The sequence below is a fragment of the Actinosynnema sp. NPDC023794 genome, from assembly GCF_040639675.1.
In the GTDB taxonomy this organism is placed as follows: domain Bacteria; phylum Actinomycetota; class Actinomycetes; order Mycobacteriales; family Pseudonocardiaceae; genus Actinosynnema; species Actinosynnema luteola.
Genome location: NZ_JBFAFR010000005.1, coordinates 259,317 through 279,885 on the forward strand (window position 1 = coordinate 259,317; position 20,569 = coordinate 279,885).

The window sequence follows — 20,569 nt, forward strand, 5'->3', positions numbered from 1 at the left end:
GGTTCTCCCCATCCGGGCCCGCCTCAGCTCGAAGAACCGGTCCTCAGTTCGCCACGCTGATCGCCTTGCGCACGGTCCCCGGGTCGGCCAGGCACCGCAACACCAGCGATGCCAGGTCGGCCCGGGAGACCCGCATGCCTCCGCGCACGTTGGTGTCCACCGCGGTCCGGAACGCGTCCGTGCGCGGCCCGTCGGTCAGCTGCGGCGGGCGGACGATCGTCCACTCCAGACCGCTCACGCGCACGACGTCCTCCATCCGCGCCATGTCCCCCCACGGGTGCTTGAGCACCTGGCGCAGGATCGGCTTGACCAGGTAACGGCTGAACGGGTCGTCGCCGTCGGTCACCATGCCGCTGTTGCTGACCACGAGCAGCCGGCGCGCGTCGTGCGCCTTCATCGCCGTGATCACCGACTTGGTGCTGTCGGTCTGCACGGACGTCGGCTTGCGCGCCGCACGCGTGCCGATCGCCGAGACGACGGCGTCCGCGCCGGCCACGTGCGGCCCGATCGAGTCGGGGTCCATCACGTCGGCCACGGTGTCGCGACCGTTGCGGGTGCGCACGATGGCCGTGACCTCGTGACCCGCCTCCCTGGCCAGCTCCACGATCTTCGTGCCGGTGCCGCCGCTGGCTCCCAGAACGGTGATCCTCATGCTTCACCTCTCATGGTTGGTGAGTACTCACTAACCACTAGGATAACCACATGACCACACGCGACCGCATGCTCGACGCGGCGGCCCACGTCATGCGCACCAAAGGGCTCGCGCGGGCGACCACCAAGGAGATCGCCAAGGCGGCGGGATTCTCGGAAGCGGCGCTGTACAAGCACTTCGCGGACAAGACCGACCTGTTCCTGGCCGTGCTGCGGGAACGCGCGCCCAGCGACCTGGCCGGGCTGCTGGCCGGGTTGGAGGCCGGGCGCGGCGACGTGCGGGAGACGTTGGGCGACATCGCGCGGGCCGCGATCGCGTTCTACGTCGAGACGTTCCCGATCGCGGCGTCGATCTTCTCCGAGCCGGCGTTGCTGGCGGCGCACCGGGAGGCGTTGAAGGCGCACGGGGTGGGGCCGGGGACCGTGCCGGAGACGCTGGCCCGGTACCTGGAGGCGGAGCGCGCGCTGGGGAGGGTGCCGGCGGGGGTCGACCCCGGTTCAGCGGCGGACCTGCTGCTGGGCGCGTGCCACTACCAGGCGTTCCTCGGGTTCTTCTCGGAACGCCCGGTGGACGCGGACGCGCTGGTCAGGACGTTGTGGGACGGGATCGGCCAGGTCTGAACGGCGACTGGTCACGCTGGAGCCCGACCGGTCACGCCCGAGCGACCGGTCACGCCCCCTGGTTCTTCCGCCGCGAGTACTCCCGCATCCGCTTCGGGTAGCCGACGATGCCCGCGTCGTAGATCGGGATCTCCAGCTTCTTGGCCAACCGCTTGGCGCCTTCCGTGCCGTCGATCCGGCGACGCGTCCACTCGCCGTCGTGCGCCACGAGCACGACCGTGGTCTCCGTCACGGTCGTCTTCGGCTCGACGTAAGCCTCGACGCCTCGGCGCGCGGCAGCCCACTGCTCCAGGTGGCCGGTGTCCGTGGACGTGGCCGATCGCAGCACCCCAGGGCGCTGCTTCCTGCGAAAACGGTCGAACAGCCCCACCGGGCCACCTCCTGCAAGGACCTCTGGCGACCATGGTGCCGGCGCGGGTGTGAAGGTGGGGGCAAATCACCCGAAGACCGACACCGCGTCGCGGGCGTTCGCGCGGTAGTGACAAGATGGCAACTACACGCGCGCACCCGCGCGGAGTAAGGCATCAAGCTCTCCAGGGAGAACCCGTGACCGACACGTCCGCCGACCTTGTGATCCTCGGTGGCGGCTCGGGCGGCTACGCCTGCGCGTTCCGCGCGGCCGAGCTCGGCCTGTCCGTCATCCTGGTCGAGAAGGACAAGCTGGGGGGCACGTGCCTGCACCGCGGCTGCATCCCGACCAAGGCGCTGCTGCACGCGGCGGAGGTCGCGGACAACGCGCGCGAGGGTGACCAGTTCGGCGTGAAGTCCTCCCTGGAGGGCATCGACATCGCGGGCGTCAACTCGTACAAGGACGGCGTGGTCAGCCGGCTCTACAAGGGTCTCCAGGGCCTGGTCAAGGCCAACAAGGTGACCATGGTCGAGGGCACGGGCAGGTTCGTCGGCCCGAACACCGTCGAGGTGGACGGTCAGCGCTACACCGGCAAGAACGTGGTCCTGGCGACCGGCTCGTACGCGCGGAGCCTGCCCGGCCTGGAGATCGGCGGCCGGATCATCACCAGCGACCAGGCGCTCAACCTGGACTTCATCCCGGAGAAGGTCGTCGTGCTCGGCGGCGGCGTGATCGGCGTCGAGTTCGCCAGCGTGTGGGCCTCCTTCGGCGCGGACGTGACCATCGTCGAGGCGCTGCCCCGCCTGGTCCCGGCCGAGGACGAGTACGCGTCCAAGCAGCTGGAGCGCGCGTTCCGCCGGCGCGGCATCAAGTTCAAGACCGGCGTGAAGTTCACCGGCGCCACCCAGAGCGAGTCGAGCGTGTCGGTCACGCTCGAGTCCGGCGACGTGCTGGACGCCGACCTGCTGCTGGTGGCCGTCGGCCGCGGCCCCACCACGGCGGGCCTCGGTTACGAGGAAGCCGGCGTCCAGGTGGAACGCGGCTTCGTCATCACCGACGAGCGGCTGCGCACCAGCGTTCCGGGCGTCTACGCCGTCGGCGACATCGTGCCCGGCCTGCAGCTCGCGCACCGCGGCTTCCAGCAGGGCATCTTCGTCGCCGAGGACATCGCCGGGCAGAACCCCAAGGTCATCGACGAGGCGGGCATCCCGCGCGTCACCTACTGCAAGCCCGAGGTCGCCTCGGTCGGCCTCTCCGAGGCGGCGGCCAAGGAGAAGTACGGTTCCGTCGAGACGTTCGTCTACGACCTCGCGGGCAACGGCAAGAGCCAGATCCTGAAGACCGCCGGCGGTGTCAAGCTCGTCAAGGCGCCCGACGGCCCGGTGGTCGGTGTCACCATGGTCGGTGAGCGGGTCGGCGAGCTGATCGGTGAGGCCCAGCTCATCTACAGCTGGGAGGCCTATCCCGACGACGTGGCTCCGCTGATCCACGCCCACCCGACCCAGACAGAAGCCCTCGGCGAGGCTTTCCTCGCCTTGGCCGGCAAGCCGCTGCACGTGCACGGCTGACCGTCGCACCCCAGTCAGCCGATCCCCGACCCACGCACGAGGAGTCAGCGAACGATGGCCTTCTCCGTCCAAATGCCCGCACTCGGCGAGAGCGTCACCGAGGGCACGGTCACCCGCTGGTTGAAGCAGGAGGGTGACCGCGTCGAGGTCGACGAGCCGTTGCTGGAGGTGTCGACCGACAAGGTCGACACCGAGATCCCGTCGCCCGCGGCGGGTGTGCTCCAGAAGATCGTCGCCCAGGAGGACGAGACCGTCGAGGTCGGCGCCGAGCTCGCCGTCATCGGCGACGGCTCGGAGCCCGGGGCCTCGTCCTCGTCCGACTCGTCCGCCGGTGAAGCCGCCGCGCCGGCCGAGGAGGCGCAGCCCGAGCCGCAGTCCGCGCCCGAGTCCACGCCCGAGCCCGAGCCGCAGTCCGCGCCTCAGGCGGAGGCCGCGCCGGCTCCGGCGTCGTCCGGTGGCTCGGCCGAGGGCACCCCGGTGACCATGCCCGCGTTGGGCGAGAGCGTCACCGAGGGCACCGTGACCCGCTGGCTCAAGGCCGTCGGCGACTCGGTCGAGGTCGACGAGCCGCTGCTGGAGGTGTCGACGGACAAGGTCGACACCGAGATCCCGTCGCCGGTGGCGGGCACCCTGCTGGAGATCACCGCAGGCGAGGACGAGACCGTCGAGGTCGGCGGTCAGCTCGCGGTGGTCGGCTCGGGTTCGCCCGCGCCCGCCGCGCAGGAAGCGCCCAAGCCCGCTCCGGCGCCTGCTCAGGAGGCCCCGAAGCAGGAAGCGCCGAAGCAGGAAGCGCCGGCTCCCAAGCAGGAAGCCCCGAAGCAGGAGGCCCCGGCTCCGAAGCAGGAGGCGCCGGCGCAGCAGCAGGAGGCCCCGGCCGAGGAATCCGCCAATGGCGCGCCCTACGTGACGCCCCTGGTGCGCAAGCTCGCGTCGGAGAACGGCATCGACCTCGCCACGCTCAAGGGCACCGGCGTCGGCGGCCGGATCCGCAAGCAGGACGTGCTGGCGGCGGTCGAGGCCAAGAAGGCCCCGAAGCAGGAAGCGCCCAAGCCCGCCGCGTCCGCCCCCGCCCAGCGGGTCGCCTCCGCGCCGGCGGACACCAGCGGCAAGCGCGGCACGGTGCAGAAGCTGCCCCGGCTGCGGCAGATCGTCGCCCAGCGCACGCGTGAGTCGCTGCAGGTCTCGGCGCAGCTGACCCAGGTGTTCGAGGTGGACGTCACCAAGATCGCCCGACTGCGGAACAAGGCCAAGGCCGCGTTCGAGCAGCGCGAGGGCACGAAGCTGACGTTCCTGCCCTTCTTCGCCAAGGCGGCGGTCGAGGCGCTCAAGCAGCACCCGGTGCTGAACGCCTCGATCGACGAGGAGAAGAAGGAGGTCGTGTACCACGGTGCCGAGCACCTGGGTATCGCGATCGACACCGAGCGCGGCCTGCTGAACGCGGTCATCGCGAACGCCGGCGACCTGAACCTGGCCGGCCTGTCGCACAAGATCGCCGACCTGGCGGCGCGGGCGCGGGGCAACAAGCTCACGCCCGACGAGCTGACCGGCGGCACGTTCTCGCTGACCAACCTCGGCAGCAACGGCGCGCTGTTCGACACGCCGATCATCCAGCAGCCGCAGGTCGGCATCCTGGGTGTCGGTGTGGTCAAGAAGCGCCCGGTCGTGATCACGGACGAGAACGGCGACGACACCATCGCCATCCGGTCCATGGCCTACCTGGCGCTGACGTACGACCACCGGCTGGTCGACGGCGCCGACGCGGGTCGGTTCCTCACGACCGTGAAGAACCGGCTGGAAGAGGGTTCGTTCGAGGCTGACCTGGGCCTGTAGCACCACCCGCCGGACCAGGCCGAGGGCCGCTCCCCGTTCACCGGGAGCGGCCCTCGGCCTGGTCCGGCACGCGTCGTGAGCACGTCCTCACCGGACGCGCGGCGCTGCCCTAGAACCGCAAGCCGAGCCTGAGCAGGGACTCCGGTCGACGCCACGCGAACCACGAGCCGGTCACCCCGACGGCGAAGACCAGCGCCGCACCCAGGGTCAACAGCACGAGCACCAGCGAGTCCTCGCCGTCGAGGGCGATGTCGCCGGTCGGGCTCTCCGGCGAGTAGCGGACGGTCACGGGCTGGCCGACCCCCAGTCGGTCGTACTTCGAGCACATCGCCACCGAGCGCGAGCGCCCTTCCGGTGTCGAGTAGGACATCCGGTACTTGTGGCAGTTCCGGTGGCCGCCGGGCAGTTCCGATTCCACCGTGGCCTGGACTCGGAGGTCGTTCGCGCGATCTGCCGCTCCTACGCCGAGCAGCAACAGCATCGCTACGCCCAGGATGGTGAAGACACCGAAGAACGCCCGGAGGAAGGGCACGTGCTTCCGGCGCATCCTGATGGAGTAGTCCCAGGAATCGGGGAAGTCGGCGTTCTCGTGCCTCACCATGGGGTTCAGCATGACATTTCGCGGCCGGGCGACAGGGGACTTCGACCGCAGGCGTCGACGGGGGCGTGGTGCGGGTGACACGTTCGCCGCTGTGCAACCGGGGGCGTGCTGCGAGACGATCAAGGCATGCGCGTTGTCATCGCGGGATCGTCGGGCTTGATCGGCACCAGTCTGGTTGCCGCGTTGCGCGGCGCCGGGCACGAGGTCCTGCGGTTGGTCCGGCGGCGGCCGTCGGGGCCGGACGAGCGTGGTTGGGACCCGCCTGCCGGGCGGATCGACGGTGGCGCGTTGGACGGCGTGGACGCGGTGGTCAACCTGTGTGGCGCGGGGGTCGCGGACAGGCGGTGGAGTGACGCGCGCAAGCAGGTGTTGCTGGACAGCCGCACGGTGCCGACCGAGGTGTTGGCGGCGGCGGTGGCGGAGCACGGGGTTCCGGTGCTGGTCAACGCCAGTGCGATCGGGTACTACGGCGACACCGGTGACGAGGTCGTGGACGAGACCTGTCCGTCGGGCACGGGGTTCTTGGCGGGGTTGTGCCGGCAGTGGGAGGCCGCGACCGCGCCCGCGGACGAGCACGCGAGGGTGGTCAGGATGCGCACGGGGTTGATCATCAGTCCGGCGGGTGGGTTGTTCGGGAAGATCAAGCCGTTGTTCACGTTCTTCCTGGGTGGGCGGCTCGGTGACGGGCGGCAGTACATGCCGTGGATCTCGTTGGACGACGCGGTCGCGGCCATTCGGTTCGTGGTCGAGCACGACGTCTCGGGACCGGTGAACATCACCGCGCCCAGTCCGGTCACGAACGCGGAGTTCACCCGGACGGTGGGGCACGCGCTGCACCGGCCGACGCCGTGGGTCGCGCCGGCGTTCGCGTTGAAGGCCGTGCTGGGCGAGGTCGCCGAAGAGGGTCTGCTCGCTGGTCAGAGGGCTGTGCCACGGGTGCTGGAACAGCGCGGGTTCCAGTTCCTGCACCCCGCCCTCGGTGCGGCCGTGGCGGCGGCCGTCGAGAGGTGATGGGCGCGCTGGTCGGCGTCGTGCTGGCGCTGGCCTCGATGGTGCTGGGCGTCACCGTCCGGGAGGAGCCGCCCGCGTTGGACGAAGGGCTGCACCGGACGGCGGTGGGGCTGGGGCCGGGGTTCGAGCACGCGTCGGTGGTGATCAGCTTCGTGCTCAGCCCGGGGTTGGCGACGATCGCGTTGATCTCGCTGGGGTTGCGCGCGTTCCTGGCGAAGGACCCGTTGTTGGCGCGCTGCGCGGTGCTGCTGGCCGCTTGCTGGTCGACGTTGTTCGCCAGGTACGCCTACCAGCGCGTTCGGCCGATCGAGTTCCCGAAGTGGGCTTACCCGAGCGGGCACGTCACGGCGGTCACGGCGGTCGCGTTCACGGGTGTGGTGCTGTGCGCGTGGTTGGCCCGACGGCACTTGAGGCTGGCCGTGGTGCTGGGGTGCGCGGCGGTGGCGTTGACGGCGGCCAGTCGGGTCGTGTTGGAGATGCACTGGTTCACCGACACGGTCGGCGCGGTGCTGGCCGTGGTCGGGGTGGGCCTCGTGGTCGCCCACGCCCTGAGGCTGGTGCCCGTGGGCGTAATGTCGAGACGTGAGCAGTCCTGACCTTTCCTGCCGCACCTCGACGGACCCGATCGAAGTGCGTGAGCTGGGCACCATCGACTACCTGGCCGCGTGGGACCTGCAACGGGAGCTCGCCGAGGCACGCGCGGACGGCGCGATCGGCGACACGATGTTGCTGCTGGAGCACCCACCCGTCTACACGTGCGGGCGGCGCACCGAGCCCGAGGAGCGGCCCCGGGGCGGTGACGTCCCGGTCATCGACGTGGACCGGGGCGGGAAGATCACGTGGCACGGTCCCGGGCAGTTGGTCGGCTACCCGATCGTCGGGTTGGCCGAGCCGTTGGACGTGGTGCAGTACGTGCGGCGGTTGGAGCAGGCGTTGATCCACGTGTGCGACCAGCTGGGCGTGCGCACGGGTCGGGTCGAGGGCCGTAGCGGTGTGTGGGTCCCGGCCGATGACAAGGGTGTGGAGCGCAAGGTCGCGGCGATCGGGATCCGGGTGCAGCGCGGCGTCACCATGCACGGGTTCGAGATCAACTGCGATGCGGACCTGGCCGCGTTCGGGGACATCATCCCGTGCGGCATCCGGGACGCCGGGGTGGCGTCGTTGTCGCGGGAGCTGGGGCGGGACGTGACGGTGGCCGAGGTGCTGCCGCTGGCGCGCGAGGCGGTCGTCGACGCGTTGAACGGCGACCTGCCGTTGACCGATCGGACGCTGGTCCGCGCGCAGCCGGTGGCGGCCGGGGTGACGTTCGCCGTTCAGGCGGGCTGACAGGGCGAGTCTTTCTCTCTAGTATTCCGGAATTACGGACTACCGGAGGGAGACTCGTCGTGCCCCTGACTCGACGACACCTGTTCCGAGCGTGCGGGGTGGCCGGCGCCGCCACGCTGCTGCCCGCGGCCGGCGCGAACGCGGCTCCGGACGACTGGCTCGGCTGGTTCCGCGCCAATCGGCAGCACGTGGCCGTGGCGCTGGACGACGGGCGCGGTGGCCGGATCGCGCACCGGGCCCACGAGCGGCAGCCGTTGGCGTCGGCGGTGAAGGTCGTGCACCTGGCCGCGTACGCGAAGGGCGTCGAGCGCGGGCTGGTCAGGCCCGACGAGAAGGTGCGCGTCGGGGACTGGGAGCAGTACTACCTGGGCTTGGACGGTGGCGCGCACCAGGCGGCGCTGCGGGCGTTGGACATCCCGTTCTCGAACGGCGTCACGGCCGACGACCCGCGGCGGTTCGTGCGGCTCGACGAGCTGGTCGGGGTGATGATCCGGCACAGCGACAACGCCGCCACCGATTTCGTGCGGTACCGGGTGGGCGAAGGGCTGATCCGTGCCACCGCGGCGCAGTGGCCCAAGCTGGAGGTGCCGGAGATCCTGGCCGAGTGGCTGCGCTTCGTGCTCGGCCGCCGGGTGGGCGTCCAGCAGTACCTGCGGGATCCGCGGTTGCGGTTGGAGGTGCTCGGGAAGTTCCCGGACGTCCCGAAGACCTACGAAGCGCAACGCGCCTGGGCGAGGAGCACGTGGACGGGCACGGCGGCGGCGGTCGAGCGGGCGCATCGGGAGTCGGCCTCCGTGCCGCTGGCTCGCGGGCACCTCGAAAGCGGGAACCCGGTGGGGCCGGGTGTGGTGGGCGTCGGGTTCAAGGGCGGGTCGCTGCCGGGGATCGTCACGGTCGGCTTCAGCGTGCGGTGGGAGGACGGCCGGGTCGGCAGTGCGGCGGTGTTGACCAGGGAGGTCGACGAGGCCTGGCACGGGCGCTCGGGAGAGCTGGTGCGGTTGGTCCGCACGGCCCTGGTGGAGCCCGACGTCCTGCGGGAATTCCAGGTGAGCCTCTCGTAGGATCACCGCGATGGACTTGGTGCAGCGACTTGCCGAGCTGGAACAACGCGTGGCCGCGTTGGAGGGCGACGCGCGGCAGGCGCTCCCGTCGCCGGACGAGGACGGCGGCGCGTTCGGCTACGGCGGGCAGGTCGCGGTGGGCGACGGCCAGGTCTCGTGGCGGATCGACGTGACGCCGGAGCGCGCGCTGTCGTTGCCCGACCGGCCCCGGATCGAGGTGCTGTCCGCGTTGGCGCACCCGGCGCGGGTGGAGATCGTGCGCGCCCTGCTCGCCCGCGGCGGCCGGCCCGCGACGGCGTTGCAGGAGGCGGCCGGGCTGGGGTCGACCGGGCAGCTGTACCACCACTTGAAGGCGTTGACGGCGTCCGGCGTGGTGGAGCAGGACAAGCGCGGGAGCTACCGGCTGCGACCGGCCGCCGTCGTGCCCGTGCTCGTCCTGCTCACCGCCGCCTCGGACGTCGCCGGTCAGCTGCGCAGCTGAGGCGCGACGGCCTCCGCGATCAACTCCACGTGGTCGAGGTCGGCCAGGTCGAGGACCTGGAGGTAGGCCCGGCTGATGCCGGTCTTCTCGCGCCACGCGCCGAGCTTGTCGACGACCTCGTCTGGCGTGCCGGCCAGGCCGTTCTGCCGCAGTTCGTCGACCTCGCGGCCGATGACGGCGGCCCGGCGGGCGACCTCGGCGTCGTCACGCCCCACGCAGACCACCAGGGCCGCGGAACGGGTGATCTCCGCCGGGTCGCGGCCGATCTCCGCGCACGCCGCGTCCACGCGCGCCAGCACCTCGACGGCGTTGTCCACGGGCTGGAACGGCAGGTTGAACTCGTCGGCGAACTTCGCCGCGAGCGCGGGCGTGCGCTTGCGGCCCGTGCCGCCGACCAGCACCGGGATCCGGCCGACGGGCTTGGGCAGCGCGGGCGAGTCCGCCAGGGTGTAGTGCTTGCCGTCGAAGTCGTAGGTCTGGCCGGCGGGCGTGTTCCAGAGGCCGGTGATGATCTCCAGCTGCTCCTCGTACCGCTCGAAGCGCTCGCGGGTGGCGGGGAACGGCAGGCCGTACGCGGTGTGCTCGGCCTCGAACCAGCCCGCCCCGAGGCCGAACTCGATCCGACCCCCGGACATCTGGTCCACCTGCGCCACGGAGATGGCCAGCGGGCCGGGGTGGCGGAAGGTGGCCGCGGTCACCAGCGTGCCCAGTCGGATCGTCTTGGTCTCGCGGGCGAGGCCGGCGAGCGTGATCCAGGCGTCGGTCGGGCCGGGCAGGCCGTCGACGCCACCCATCTTGAGGTAGTGGTCGGAGCGGAAGAACGCGCCGTAGCCGGCGGCCTCGGCGGTGCGCGCCACCGCCAGCAGCTGGTCGTAGGAGGCGCCTTGCTGGGGCTCGGTGAAGATGCGGAGTTCCACCCCGTCGACGCTAGTCGGCCGTGCCGGACGGCCGCGATCCGAGCGTCTTCACCGGCGACGTGACCGTGATCGCTTCTCCTCGACCGGGATGGACGCGGGCACGTCCCGGACGCGCAGCCCTTCGACGACGCGGACGATGGTGCGCTCCACCTCGGCGCTGGCCTTGCGCGGGTCCGAGGCGCCGGCGATGGTGCTGGCGCCGGCCGAGAGCGCGCCGAAGAGCAGGCGGCTCATGGTTTCCACGGGGAGCTGCTCCAGCTCTCCGGACGTGACCAAGACCTCGATCGTGGAGCGCAGCAGGCCGTAGCTGAAGTGCTCCTCGGCCTCGCGCCAGCGCTCCCAGCCCATCACCACCGGCGCCTCGTGGATCACGATGCGCTGGTAGGCGGGCTCCAGGCAGACCCGGACGTACGCGCGCAGGCCCGCGATGGCGGTCTCCCACGGGTCGCCGGGCGCGCTGACGATCTCGCCGAGCTTCTCGATGAACTTGGTCTCCACCGAGTCGAAGGCGGCCTCGAACAACGCCTGCTTGCCGCTGAAGTGGTGGTAGAGCGCGCCCTTGGTGAGGCGTGCCCGTTTCGCCACCTCGTCCAGCGAAGTGCCCGCGTAACCACGTTTGGTGAACAGCTCGACGGCACTGTCCACGAGGGCCTGCCTCGTCGACTCCGAGTAGTCCAACCGCCTCGACCGCACTGTCACCACGTTCACAACCGTACGACATACCGGCGGTACGTACTCGTGGTATGTTCGCCTCATCGGCCATACCGCCGGTATGCGAAAGACCTGAGGTATGACGCCGGTCACCACGAGAGGAGGGCGTGATCATGGGTTGGTCCGACTTCTACCGACGGCGCGACGCTCTGGACGCCGTGCTCCGCGCCGCGGCGGGGGATCCCGCGGCGCCCCTGACGTTCGACCGCGACCTGTTCGCCACCGAGGACGACCTGCTCCTGGCGCTGCACTACCGCTGGCTGCAGCAGCTCACCGGACGGCTCGGCGCGGCGCTGGAGGACAGCGACGACGACCGCGTCGAGACCGTCGCCCGCACGTGGCGCGCGCTGGCCGCCGAGCAGCCGGTGCTGCGCGCGGTGCTGGACGCGCACCTGACGTCCGCCGAGGCGATCGAGCGCGAGCAGCGGATGCTGGCCCTGACCGCGGGCCTGGCGGAGCTGTCCGAGCCGAGCGCGGAGATCGCCCGCGTCGGCGCGGCGTTCGAGAGCCTGGTCCGCACCCGACCGGCCGTCGTGGCGGGCAGGCACCGCAGGCTCGCCAAGAGCGCCTGACGACCTGGTAGGTGTTGAGCATGCCGAAGTGGATCGCCCGGAAGTGGGACACCGCGGACATCCCGGACCAGAGCGGGCGCACCGTGCTGGTCACCGGGGCCAACTCGGGCCTCGGCCTGCGCACCGCCGAGGTGCTGGTGGGCAAGGGCGCGCACGTGCTGCTGGCCTGCCGGTCGCCCGAACGCGGGCAACGCGCGCTGGAGCGCGTGCTCGCCACCGGCGGCAAGGCCGAGCTGGTGCCGCTGGACCTGGCCGACCTGTCCTCGGTCCGCTCGGCCGCGGCGCTGGTGCGTGAGCGCACCGGTGACGCGCTGGACGTGCTGGTCAACAACGCGGGCGTGATGGCGGTGCCACTGGGGCGCACCGCCGACGGCTTCGAGCGCCAGTTCGGCACCAACCACCTCGGCCACGCCGCGCTGACGTGGCTGCTGATGCCCGCGTTGCGCACGCGGCCGGGCGCGCGTGTGGTCACCGTGTCCAGCCTGGCCCACCAGGCGGGCCGGCTCGACCTGGCCGACCCGAACTACGAGGTGCGCCGGTACGCGTCGTGGGGCGCCTACGGGCAGTCCAAGCTGGCGAACCTGCTGTTCATGAGGGAGCTGGACCGGCGCACCCGGGCGGCGGGCGCGGACGTGACGTCCGTCGCGGCCCACCCCGGCATCACCGCGACCGAGCTGAGCGGCAACATGGCGCGGGCCCAGGGCAACCCGCTGCTCGGCCTCGGGGCCAGGATCAGCGACTTCTTCTCGCAATCGGTCGAGTTGGGGGCGTTGCCGCAGCTCTACGCGGCGACGTCGCCGGACGTCGAGCGGGGCGCCTACTACGGGCCCGACGGGTTCCGGGGCATGCGCGGCCACCCGGCGCCGGCGGGGTCGACGACGGCCGCCCGCGACGACCTCGCGGCCAGCCGGTTGTGGGACTTGACGGCCGAGCTCACGGGCGTCGCGCCCGACCCCTCGTGACGTAGGGTTGAAGTCGTGACCGTCGTACCTGAAGGTCGGAAGCTGCTGCGGCTGGAAGTCCGCAACAGCCAAACGCCCATCGAGAAGAAGCCCTCGTGGATCAAGACCAAGGCGAAGATGGGCCCCGAGTACCGGGAGCTCAAGGGCCTGGTCAAACGCGAGGGCCTGCACACGGTGTGCGAAGAGGCCGGTTGTCCCAACATCTACGAGTGCTGGGAAGACCGGGAGGCCACCTTCCTGATCGGTGGCGAGCAGTGCACCCGTCGCTGCGACTTCTGCCAGATCGACACCGGCAAGCCCGCCGACCTCGACCGCGACGAACCGCGGCGGGTGGCGGAGTCGGTGCAGGCCATGGGTCTGCGCTACTCGACCGTGACCGGCGTGGCGCGTGACGACCTGTCCGACGGCGGCGCGTGGCTGTACGCCGAGACCGTCCGCCAGATCCACGCGATGAACCCGGGCACCGGCGTCGAGCTGCTGATCCCGGACTTCAACGCGGTGCCCGAGCAGCTGGCCGAGGTGTTCTCGTCGCGGCCCGAGGTGCTGGCGCACAACCTGGAGACCGTGCCGCGGATCTTCAAGCGCATCCGGCCCGCGTTCCGCTACGAGCGGTCGCTCGAGGTCATCACCGCGGCCCGCGAGGCCGGTCTGGTGACGAAGTCCAACCTGATCCTGGGCATGGGCGAGACGCCGGACGAGGTCACCGAGGCGTTGAGCGACCTGCACGACGCGGGCTGCGAGATCATCACCATCACGCAGTACCTGCGCCCCTCGCCCCGGCACCACCCCGTGGAGCGGTGGGTGAAGCCGGAGGAGTTCGTGACGCACAAGGAGACCGCCGAGGGCATCGGGTTCTCCGGTGTCATGGCCGGTCCCCTGGTCCGCTCGTCCTACCGCGCCGGGCGGCTCTACGCGCAGGCCGTGCAGAAGCGCGGCGACGTGCTGCCGGAGAACCTGCGCCACCTGCTCGAGGCAGGCGGCGCGGCGCAGGAGATCACCTCACTGCTGTCGGCTCGCTGACCACCACGCCGTCCAGCGCTCGGACGTAGTCGGATCCGAACGCGCTGGACGGCGTGTGCGCGCCGGGGGGCGTGTCGGCGAGGCGTTGGATCGCCTTGACCACCGAGTCGGCGGTGAGGTCGTAGGCGTTCGGCCCGGTGAGCGCGGCGCGGACCCGGTGGCCGTCGTCGTCCCAGACCTCGCCGAACACCTCGCAGCGGGTCTTGGCCCTGGTCGGGCCGCTCGGGCCGCCGATGCGCCTGGCCAGCGCCCGACCGAGCCGTTGGGCCAGGTCGGTGCGCAGCAGCGGCGCGGTGAGCGGCTGGAGCTTGCCCAGGACGCCCGGGATCGTGGTGAACGTCGTGATGTTCGGGATGCCGGTGGAGCGGTAGGCCGTGCTCACGTCGCCCCACGGGATGGCGCCGACCTCCCGCGGCCGGTCGCGGAAGTGCGCCGTGCGGCGACGGTGGCCGAGCCGGACGCCGCGGATCTCGCCGTCCACCCGCACCCGTCCCCCACCGCCGGAGCCCTCGACGGCGGTCAGCGCCGTGCCCGTGCTGGCGCCGCCCTGGACCACGAACGCGAGGTCGAGGTGCGTGGCCGTGGGCAGGGCGTCGTGCAGCACGGCGGCGAGGCAGTCGGTGGGGACGACGTCGAACCCGGCGCCGGGCAGCAGCACCACGCCGGCCCGCTTCGCGTCCTCGTCACGCCGGCTGACGGCCTCGAACACGTCGATCTCGCCGGTGATGTCGAGGTAGTGCGTCCCCGACTCCAGGCAGGCGTCCACCATCGGCCCCGAAGTCGACGAGAACGGCCCGGCGCAGTGGGCGACCGCGTCCACGTCCTGGAGCGCTTCCGCCGCGTCCTGCAGGTCGAAGACCCGGTGCTCCAGCCCCAGCCGTTCGGCGAGGGGCCGCACCTTCGCCGCGTCCCGCCCGGCCAGCACCGGCCGCAACCCCCGTCGCACGGCCAGTTCCGCGACCAGCGTGCCGGTGAACCCGTAAGCGCCGTAAACCATCCACGTCATGCGCTAGAAGCTACTCGTAGGTAGCTAAGCCGACGACCGACGCCGCACCACGACGCTCCCGACCACCAGCAACGCGCCCAACACGCAGACGGGAGCGGCCCAGGCCAACCGCTCCAACCTCAACCGGCCGCAGATCTCGACGAACGCCGCACCCTCCGCCTCGACCGCGACGCGGTCGAACCCCATGCCCACGCTGTTGCCGCAGGCGACGGAGAACCCGGACGGCGAGTCGGTGGACAGGGGCAGCAGCATGATCAGCAACCCGGCCAGGAAGAACGCAACACCGACCACCGCGGTGACGGCCCTGGGCGACATGCGAAGAAGTTACGTCTTCGCCACGTCCGCGCATAGGGGGATGCCACATAGGGGGACCGGGTTAGCAGCCCCTAATGGGCCATCCGGCCTACTCGGGGCGAACGGGCGCGGTGGCGCGCCGAACGGTCCCGAAAACCCCAGGTCCGATCAGCCCAACCATTCGCGACAACGATATTTTCAGGGAATCTTCAGCACACGACCACAGCCGTAAAAGGATAATCACTCCATCGAGTGACTTGTTTTCCGCCGGCACCACCCAATACGCCCAATCCCGCACCTGAGGGTGCATCTCCACACCTCATCGCCCGCGCCGAGCGGTCCCACCGCTGAACTCAGACCGCTTGCCGCTCGCCGATCGCCTTCACCATTCCACCCGTCCAGGGGTCACGGTCAATGCACCTCCGCCGCCACGAAGGAGATCCGACTGCCGTGAACAGCGTTGAAGACCGCACCCTGCTGACCGCCCTGGAACGTCGCCTGGCCGCCGCACTGGGCGGCAGCACCCGATTCGGCCGCCTCGCCCTGCGCTGGCCCGCCGCGGCGGCGCGACGGGCCGACACCACGGTCGCGTTCCGCACCAACGACGTCGGCGGCTACGGCCCGATCCCGCTCGACCGGACCCTGGACGTCACCATCATCACCACCCGCTTCGCCCGGATCCCCGAGTTCGCCCGCACCGACGAGCTGAAGCAGTCCCGCCTGATCCCCTGCGCCGACCACGAGCGCGAACAGCTGCTCACCGCACCGATCCCGATGGACCGCTGGATCGCGTTCGGGACCACCGTCGCGGGCCGCACCTACCGCCTGCGCGAAGGCCGCTGGCACGCCGACTGACCGCGTCACGGCTCGTGTTTGGTGGACCGTGCTCAGGTCATCCAGCCGTCGAAGCTGATGTTCACGGTCGCGCCCCGGAGGAAGTAGTCGGGCAGGCCGAACATCCGGCGGAATCGACCACCTCGGGACAGCCGGCCACCACTTCCTCGAACCTGGCTGACACTGCGTGTTGTGGACAACTTTCCGCAATCGCGTTTCCGCGCCTCGTGGCTGCTGTTGCCGACATGGCGACGACCTCCGCGCTGCACCACTACCCGGTGAAGGGCTGCGCCGGACTCCGTTCGTCCCCTGGTGCTCGCCCAGCGACCGCCGCGCACGGCATTCGACGGCCACATGCTCGACGTCGCGCCGACGGCAACTCCGCCGAAGGCGACTTCCGCCTGTCCTCGGAGAGCGCTGAGACCGAACGACACACCGCACCGCCCGAAGAGCGCACCTGCGGGCGAAGCGAGGCGCGACAGCGCTGAAGCGAAGCCGGCCGAGGCGGGGCCGGGGGCGCCTGCCCCGGCGGGGATCCGGGGGCGGAGCCCGCCGGCCGGGGCGCGGGGGTTGCACCCCCGCACTGGCGCAGTGGGCGCGGCAGGATTCGAACCTGCGACCGCTCGGGTGTAAACCGAGTGCTCTTCCGCTGAGCTACGCGCCCCCGAAGCGCCGGCCGGCTCGCAGCCGGCGCCGGACGGTATCAGGACAACGCCGCCACGGCCTTCTTCCACGCCTCCTGGTCGCGCGCCTCACCGGGGGCGTTCACCTCGGCGTAGCGGACCACGCCGGCGGTGTCGATGAGGAACGTGCCGCGGTTCGCCAGACCCGCCTGCTCGTTGAACACGCCGTAGTCCTGGGCCACCTGCCCGTGCGGCCAGAAGTCCGACAGCAGCGGGAACTGGTAGCCCTCTTGGGCCGCCCACGCCTTCAAGCTGAACGGCGTGTCCACCGACACACCGAGCACCTGCACGTTCTCGTCCTCGTACACGGCCAGCTCGTCGCGCACCTGGCACAGCTCGCCGGTGCAGGTTCCGCTGAAAGCGAACGGGTAGAACACCAGCAGCACGTTGCGCTCGCCTCGGAACGAGGACAGCGTCACGGGCTGCTTGTTGTAGTCGTTGAGCGTGAAGTCAGGTGCCTGCGCGCCGACCTCGACCATGCAACCCTCCACGGATACCGGGCAACCCGAAGAACGGGCTCCACCCGATCGGGGAGCCCGCCGTCGAGCCTAGGGCATGGCTGGCGGTCGCCGTGCCCGGTCGCGGTCAGCGCTTCGTCTTGGCCGACTTCGGCGCGACGAGCCTGATCGCGGACCAGTCACCGCTGGCCGGGATGTTGGAGGTCTGGGCGAGCCCCGCGGTGGACACGGCTTCGGCGATGTCACTCGGCTCGACGTGACCGGCCCGGCCTGTCTTGGGCGTCAACACCCAGATCACGCCGTCGTCGGACAGGGCGGTGGTGGCGTTGATCAAGGCGTCGGCGAGGTCGCCGTCCTCCTCGCGCCACCACAGCAGGACCACGTCCATGACCTCGTCGGAGTCCTCATCGAGCAGATCACCGCCCACCCGCTCCTCGATCGCGGCACGGAGGTCGTCGTCGACGTCCTCGTCCCAGCCGATCTCCTGGACCACGCTGCCCGGTTCGATCCCGAGCCTGTCGGCGACACCGATCTTGCCGGCGTCTTCCGCGGCGACCACGGCTTCCACTCCTCCAAGTACACAAGAGCGGCAGCCGGGGTACGACTGCCGCGATGTCACTACCAGTCGCGGCTAGCGAACACTGTCAGCCCCACCACGCGCAACCGTAACGGCCAAGACACGCCGCATCGGGTACCCCCGAGTGAGGCGCTCGGACCGCATGAGGCACGCTCTGCACACCTCCTATTCGCGCGCGCGAGAGAAACGATCCAGAGTTACTCACCGGTAGAGGTGACGGGACCGTGACTGTCGGGCGACGATGGAGTTGAGAAGACCCCGGAACGAGGAGATCCCTTGGCCCCGCAGAACCCCCCCGAGCGGGTACGCGTCATCCGTGACGGTCTGGCCGCCCACCTCCCCGACATCGACCCGGAGGAGACCGCGGAGTGGCTGGAGTCGTTCGACGCCGCGCTCAAGGGCGGCGGGCAGCAGCGCGCCCGCTACCTGATGCTGCGGCTGCTCGAGCGGGCCAGGGAGAGCCACGTCGGCGTCCCGTCGCTGACCAGCACGGATTACGTGAACACCATTCCCACCGAGCGCGAGCCGTGGTTCCCCGGCGACGAGGAGGTGGAGCGCCGCTACCGGGCCTGGATCCGGTGGAACGCGGCGATGACCGTGCACCGCGCGCAGCGGCCCGGCGTCGGCGTCGGCGGTCACATCTCGACCTACGCGTCGTCGGCGAGCCTCTACGAAGTCGGCTTCAACCACTTCTTCCGGGGCAAGGACCACCCCGGCGGCGGTGACCACGTGTTCGTGCAGGGCCACGCCTCTCCCGGCGTGTACGCCCGAGCGTTCCTCGAAGGCCGGCTGTCCGCCGAGCAGCTCGACGGCTTCCGCCAGGAGTTCTCGCACGCGGGACCGGGCGGCGGCCTGCCGTCGTACCCGCACCCGCGGCTGATGCCGGACTTCTGGGAGTTCCCCACCGTGTCCATGGGCCTCGGCCCGATGAACGCGATCTACCAGGCGCGGTTCAACCGCTACCTGCGCGACCGCGGTATCAAGGACACGTCCGACCAGCACGTCTGGGCGTTCCTCGGCGACGGCGAGATGGACGAGCCGGAGTCTCGCGGCCTGCTCCAGGTCGCGGCGAACGAGCAGCTGGACAACCTGACCTTCGTGGTGAACTGCAACCTGCAGCGCCTCGACGGCCCGGTCCGCGGCAACGGCAAGATCATCCAGGAGCTGGAGGCGTTCTTCCGCGGCGCGGGCTGGAACGTCATCAAGGTCATCTGGGGCCGCGAGTGGGACTCGCTGCTGCACGCCGACCGCGACGGCGCGCTGGTCAACCTGATGAACACGACGCCGGACGGCGACTACCAGACGTACAAGGCCAACGACGGCGCCTACGTCAAGGAGCACTTCTTCGGGCGCGATCCGCGCACGAAGGAGCTGGTCGCGCCGATGTCCGACGACGAGGTGTGGAACCTCAAGCGCGGCGGGCACGACTACCGCAAGGTCTACGCGGCGTACAAGGCGGCGGTGGAGCACCACGGCCAGCCGACGGTCATCCTCGCCAAGACGATCAAGGGCTACGGCCTGGGCCCGCACTTCGCGGCGCGCAACGCCACGCACCAGATGAAGAAGATGACCCACGAGGACCTGAAGCTCTTCCGGGACAGCCTGCGCATCCCGATCGAGGACAAGGACCTGGACCCGTACCTGCCGCCGTACTACCACCCCGGCAAGGACTCCCCGGAGATCCAGTACCTGCTGGAGCGGCGCAAGCAGCTCGGCGGGTTCGTGCCGGAGCGGCGGACCAAGTCCAAGGCGCTGGTGCTGCCCGGCGACAAGGTCTACGACGTGATCAAGCGGGGCTCGGGCAAGCAGGAGGTCGCCACCACGATGGCGTTCGTCCGGCTGGTCCGCGACCTGGCCAAGGACCCGGAGATCGGCGGCCGGATCGTGCCGATCATCCCGGACGAGGCGCGCACGTTCGGCATGGACTCGATGTTCCCGGCGCAGAAGATCTACAACCCGAACGGGCAGATGTACACCTCCGTGGACGCCCAGCTGATGCTGGCGTACAAGGAGAGCGAGCAGGGTCAGATCCTGCACGAGGGCATCAACGAGGCCGGTTCGACCTCGTCGTTCACCGCGGCGGGCACGTCCTACGCCACGCACGGCGAGCCGATGATCCCGATCTACATCTTCTACTCGATGTTCGGGTTCCAGCGGACCGGTGACGGCCTGTGGGCGGCGGCGGACCAGATGGCGCGCGGTTTCGTGCTCGGCGCCACGGCCGGTCGCACCACGCTGACCGGCGAGGGGCTGCAGCACGCCGACGGGCACTCGTTGCTGCTGGCGCACACCAACCCGGCCGTGGTGGCGTACGACCCGGCGTGGTCGTTCGAGGTGGCGCACATCGTCAAGGACGGCCTGCGGCGGATGTACGGCGAGAACGCCGAGAACATCTTCTACTACATGACCGTCTACAACGAGCCGTACCAGCAGCCGGCCGAGCCCGAGGGCCTGGACGTGGACGGCCTGCTCAAGGGCCTGTACCGGTACCAGGTGGCGCCGGCGCAGTCCGGTCCGAGGGCCCAGCTGCTGGCCTCGGGCGTGGCGATGCCGTGGGCGGTCAAGGCGCAGCAGGTGCTGGCCGAGGAGTGGGGCGTGCAGGCCGACGTGTGGTCGGCGACGTCGTACTCGGAGCTGCGGCGCGAGGCGGTCGAGGTCGACCGGCACAACCTGCTGCACCCCGACCAGGAGCCCCGCGTGCCGTACGTCACGCAGGCGCTGGCGGACGCGGCGGGTCCCGTGGTGGCGGTGTCGGACTGGATGAGCGCGGTGCCGGACCTGATCCGGCCGTACGTGCCGACCGACATGACCACGCTGGGCACCGACGGGTTCGGCTTCTCCGACACCCGGCCGGCGGCGCGGCGGCACTTCCTGGTCGACACCGAGTCGATCGTGGTGGCCACGCTGGCGGCGCTGGCCAAGCGCGGCGAGATCCAGCAGTCGCTGGTCGTGCAGGCGGCCCGGAAGTACAAGATCGACGACGTGGGCGCGGCGGGCCCGTCCACCTCGGACGCCGGTCTGGCCTGATGGTCACCC

22 protein-coding genes and 1 tRNA gene are annotated in these 20,569 nt (G+C 70.8%); 13 read left to right on the plus strand and 10 right to left on the minus strand.

Annotated features, from left to right (window positions below; all coding sequences use genetic code 11):
• Nucleotides 1–43 precede the first annotated feature (43 nt).
• A complete protein-coding gene (locus AB0H12_RS14920) occupies nucleotides 44–652 on the minus strand; it encodes an NAD(P)-dependent oxidoreductase (protein ID WP_499623445.1) in 609 nt (202 codons plus the stop codon).
• A gap of 50 nt (nucleotides 653–702) precedes the next feature.
• On the opposite strand from AB0H12_RS14920, the gene AB0H12_RS14925 reads away from it, so the two are divergent.
• Nucleotides 703–1,272, plus strand: coding sequence for a TetR/AcrR family transcriptional regulator (locus AB0H12_RS14925; RefSeq protein ID WP_499623446.1), 570 nt, complete (start codon nucleotides 703–705; stop codon nucleotides 1,270–1,272).
• A 49-nt stretch (nucleotides 1,273–1,321) separates the two neighbouring features.
• Here AB0H12_RS14925 and AB0H12_RS14930 read toward each other — a convergent pair whose 3' ends face one another.
• A complete protein-coding gene (locus AB0H12_RS14930; RefSeq protein ID WP_230566773.1) occupies nucleotides 1,322–1,642 on the minus strand; it encodes an oxidoreductase in 321 nt (106 codons plus the stop codon).
• Nucleotides 1,643–1,818: 176 nt separating this feature from the next.
• Here AB0H12_RS14930 and lpdA point away from each other — a divergent pair, with 176 nt between their 5' ends.
• Complete coding sequence (gene lpdA, locus AB0H12_RS14935) at nucleotides 1,819–3,189, plus strand: dihydrolipoyl dehydrogenase (RefSeq protein WP_499623447.1); 1,371 nt, start codon at nucleotides 1,819–1,821, stop codon at nucleotides 3,187–3,189.
• A 54-nt stretch (nucleotides 3,190–3,243) separates the two neighbouring features.
• Nucleotides 3,244–5,019: a 2-oxoglutarate dehydrogenase, E2 component, dihydrolipoamide succinyltransferase gene (sucB, locus tag AB0H12_RS14940; protein WP_499623448.1), complete on the plus strand. Its 1,776-nt coding sequence runs from the start codon at nucleotides 3,244–3,246 to the stop codon at nucleotides 5,017–5,019.
• A gap of 109 nt (nucleotides 5,020–5,128) precedes the next feature.
• Here sucB and AB0H12_RS14945 read toward each other — a convergent pair whose 3' ends face one another.
• Nucleotides 5,129–5,620 (minus strand): DUF3592 domain-containing protein, encoded by a 492-nt coding sequence (locus AB0H12_RS14945; RefSeq protein ID WP_499623449.1) that lies wholly within the window; start codon nucleotides 5,618–5,620, stop codon nucleotides 5,129–5,131.
• 126 nt (nucleotides 5,621–5,746) lie between these two features.
• On the opposite strand from AB0H12_RS14945, the gene AB0H12_RS14950 reads away from it, so the two are divergent.
• Genes AB0H12_RS14950 through AB0H12_RS14970 form a run of 5 tightly spaced genes read left to right on the plus strand, consistent with a single transcriptional unit; the run spans nucleotide 5,747 to nucleotide 9,499 of the window.
• Entirely contained in the window at nucleotides 5,747–6,631 is an 885-nt protein-coding gene (locus AB0H12_RS14950; RefSeq protein WP_499623450.1) for a TIGR01777 family oxidoreductase, read from the plus strand.
• Nucleotides 6,631–7,227: a phosphatase PAP2 family protein gene (locus AB0H12_RS14955; RefSeq protein ID WP_499623451.1), complete on the plus strand. Its 597-nt coding sequence runs from the start codon at nucleotides 6,631–6,633 to the stop codon at nucleotides 7,225–7,227. The genes AB0H12_RS14950 and AB0H12_RS14955 overlap by 1 nt, the downstream gene beginning before the upstream one ends.
• Nucleotides 7,214–7,957, plus strand: coding sequence for a lipoyl(octanoyl) transferase LipB (gene lipB, locus AB0H12_RS14960; RefSeq protein ID WP_499623452.1), 744 nt, complete (start codon nucleotides 7,214–7,216; stop codon nucleotides 7,955–7,957). The genes AB0H12_RS14955 and lipB overlap by 14 nt, the downstream gene beginning before the upstream one ends.
• A 59-nt stretch (nucleotides 7,958–8,016) precedes the next feature.
• Nucleotides 8,017–9,018, plus strand: coding sequence for a serine hydrolase (locus AB0H12_RS14965; protein ID WP_499623453.1), 1,002 nt, complete (start codon nucleotides 8,017–8,019; stop codon nucleotides 9,016–9,018).
• A gap of 10 nt (nucleotides 9,019–9,028) precedes the next feature.
• Nucleotides 9,029–9,499 (plus strand): ArsR/SmtB family transcription factor, encoded by a 471-nt coding sequence (locus tag AB0H12_RS14970; RefSeq protein WP_499623454.1) that lies wholly within the window; start codon nucleotides 9,029–9,031, stop codon nucleotides 9,497–9,499.
• On the opposite strand, the gene AB0H12_RS14975 is transcribed toward AB0H12_RS14970, so the two are convergent.
• Nucleotides 9,484–10,416, minus strand: a complete 933-nt coding sequence (locus tag AB0H12_RS14975) for an LLM class F420-dependent oxidoreductase (protein WP_499623455.1) — start codon at nucleotides 10,414–10,416, stop codon at nucleotides 9,484–9,486. The two genes, AB0H12_RS14970 and AB0H12_RS14975, sit on opposite strands and share 16 nt — an antisense overlap.
• Nucleotides 10,417–10,464: 48 nt before the next feature.
• On the minus strand, nucleotides 10,465–11,109 hold the full coding sequence (locus AB0H12_RS14980; protein ID WP_499623544.1) for a TetR/AcrR family transcriptional regulator: 645 nt from the start codon (nucleotides 11,107–11,109) through the stop codon (nucleotides 10,465–10,467).
• Nucleotides 11,110–11,240: 131 nt separating this feature from the next.
• On the opposite strand from AB0H12_RS14980, the gene AB0H12_RS14985 reads away from it, so the two are divergent.
• From AB0H12_RS14985 to lipA, 3 genes are read left to right on the plus strand one after another with little or no spacing between them, the layout of a single operon-like run.
• On the plus strand, nucleotides 11,241–11,699 hold the full coding sequence (locus AB0H12_RS14985; RefSeq protein ID WP_499623456.1) for a hypothetical protein: 459 nt from the start codon (nucleotides 11,241–11,243) through the stop codon (nucleotides 11,697–11,699).
• 20 nt (nucleotides 11,700–11,719) lie between these two features.
• Nucleotides 11,720–12,661, plus strand: a complete 942-nt coding sequence (locus AB0H12_RS14990; RefSeq protein ID WP_499623457.1) for an oxidoreductase — start codon at nucleotides 11,720–11,722, stop codon at nucleotides 12,659–12,661.
• Nucleotides 12,662–12,676: 15 nt separating this feature from the next.
• Nucleotides 12,677–13,681: a lipoyl synthase gene (gene lipA / locus AB0H12_RS14995; RefSeq protein ID WP_499623459.1), complete on the plus strand. Its 1,005-nt coding sequence runs from the start codon at nucleotides 12,677–12,679 to the stop codon at nucleotides 13,679–13,681.
• On the opposite strand, the gene AB0H12_RS15000 is transcribed toward lipA, so the two are convergent.
• Together AB0H12_RS15000 and AB0H12_RS15005 are read right to left on the minus strand one after the other, a co-directional pair.
• Entirely contained in the window at nucleotides 13,656–14,687 is a 1,032-nt protein-coding gene (locus tag AB0H12_RS15000; protein ID WP_499623460.1) for a saccharopine dehydrogenase family protein, read from the minus strand. The genes lipA and AB0H12_RS15000 overlap by 26 nt on opposite strands.
• Before the next feature lie 24 nt (nucleotides 14,688–14,711).
• On the minus strand, nucleotides 14,712–15,002 hold the full coding sequence (locus tag AB0H12_RS15005) for a hypothetical protein (RefSeq protein ID WP_499623461.1): 291 nt from the start codon (nucleotides 15,000–15,002) through the stop codon (nucleotides 14,712–14,714).
• Between the two features lie 429 nt (nucleotides 15,003–15,431).
• On the opposite strand from AB0H12_RS15005, the gene AB0H12_RS15010 reads away from it, so the two are divergent.
• A complete protein-coding gene (locus tag AB0H12_RS15010) occupies nucleotides 15,432–15,836 on the plus strand; it encodes a TIGR04141 family sporadically distributed protein (RefSeq protein ID WP_499623462.1) in 405 nt (134 codons plus the stop codon).
• Between the two features lie 571 nt (nucleotides 15,837–16,407).
• On the opposite strand, the gene AB0H12_RS15015 is transcribed toward AB0H12_RS15010, so the two are convergent.
• From AB0H12_RS15015 to AB0H12_RS15025, 3 genes are all read right to left on the minus strand, one after another.
• A tRNA-Val gene (locus AB0H12_RS15015) sits at nucleotides 16,408–16,479 on the minus strand.
• Nucleotides 16,480–16,518: 39 nt separating this feature from the next.
• Nucleotides 16,519–16,977: a peroxiredoxin gene (locus tag AB0H12_RS15020; protein WP_499623463.1), complete on the minus strand. Its 459-nt coding sequence runs from the start codon at nucleotides 16,975–16,977 to the stop codon at nucleotides 16,519–16,521.
• 106 nt (nucleotides 16,978–17,083) lie between these two features.
• Entirely contained in the window at nucleotides 17,084–17,515 is a 432-nt protein-coding gene (locus AB0H12_RS15025; protein ID WP_230566794.1) for a DUF3052 domain-containing protein, read from the minus strand.
• A gap of 294 nt (nucleotides 17,516–17,809) precedes the next feature.
• Between AB0H12_RS15025 and aceE the strand changes: the two genes are divergently transcribed.
• Nucleotides 17,810–20,560, plus strand: coding sequence for a pyruvate dehydrogenase (acetyl-transferring), homodimeric type (aceE, locus tag AB0H12_RS15030; RefSeq protein ID WP_499623465.1), 2,751 nt, complete (start codon nucleotides 17,810–17,812; stop codon nucleotides 20,558–20,560).
• Nucleotides 20,561–20,569: the final 9 nt, after the last annotated feature.

Coding starts and splice junctions, on each gene's coding strand:
- AB0H12_RS15005 (WP_499623461.1), bottom strand. CDS start 15,002: ATGTCGCCCAGGGCCGTCACCGCGGTGGTCGGTGTTGCGTTCTTCCTG.
- AB0H12_RS14925 (WP_499623446.1), top strand. CDS start 703: ATGACCACACGCGACCGCATGCTCGACGCGGCGGCCCACGTCATGCGC.
- AB0H12_RS14950 (WP_499623450.1), top strand. CDS start 5,747: ATGCGCGTTGTCATCGCGGGATCGTCGGGCTTGATCGGCACCAGTCTG.
- AB0H12_RS14985 (WP_499623456.1), top strand. CDS start 11,241: ATGGGTTGGTCCGACTTCTACCGACGGCGCGACGCTCTGGACGCCGTG.
- sucB (WP_499623448.1), top strand. CDS start 3,244: ATGGCCTTCTCCGTCCAAATGCCCGCACTCGGCGAGAGCGTCACCGAG.
- AB0H12_RS14990 (WP_499623457.1), top strand. CDS start 11,720: ATGCCGAAGTGGATCGCCCGGAAGTGGGACACCGCGGACATCCCGGAC.
- AB0H12_RS14920 (WP_499623445.1), bottom strand. CDS start 652: ATGAGGATCACCGTTCTGGGAGCCAGCGGCGGCACCGGCACGAAGATC.
- AB0H12_RS14955 (WP_499623451.1), top strand. CDS start 6,631: ATGGGCGCGCTGGTCGGCGTCGTGCTGGCGCTGGCCTCGATGGTGCTG.
- AB0H12_RS15000 (WP_499623460.1), bottom strand. CDS start 14,687: ATGACGTGGATGGTTTACGGCGCTTACGGGTTCACCGGCACGCTGGTC.
- AB0H12_RS14970 (WP_499623454.1), top strand. CDS start 9,029: ATGGACTTGGTGCAGCGACTTGCCGAGCTGGAACAACGCGTGGCCGCG.
- AB0H12_RS14945 (WP_499623449.1), bottom strand. CDS start 5,620: ATGGTGAGGCACGAGAACGCCGACTTCCCCGATTCCTGGGACTACTCC.
- AB0H12_RS15020 (WP_499623463.1), bottom strand. CDS start 16,977: ATGGTCGAGGTCGGCGCGCAGGCACCTGACTTCACGCTCAACGACTAC.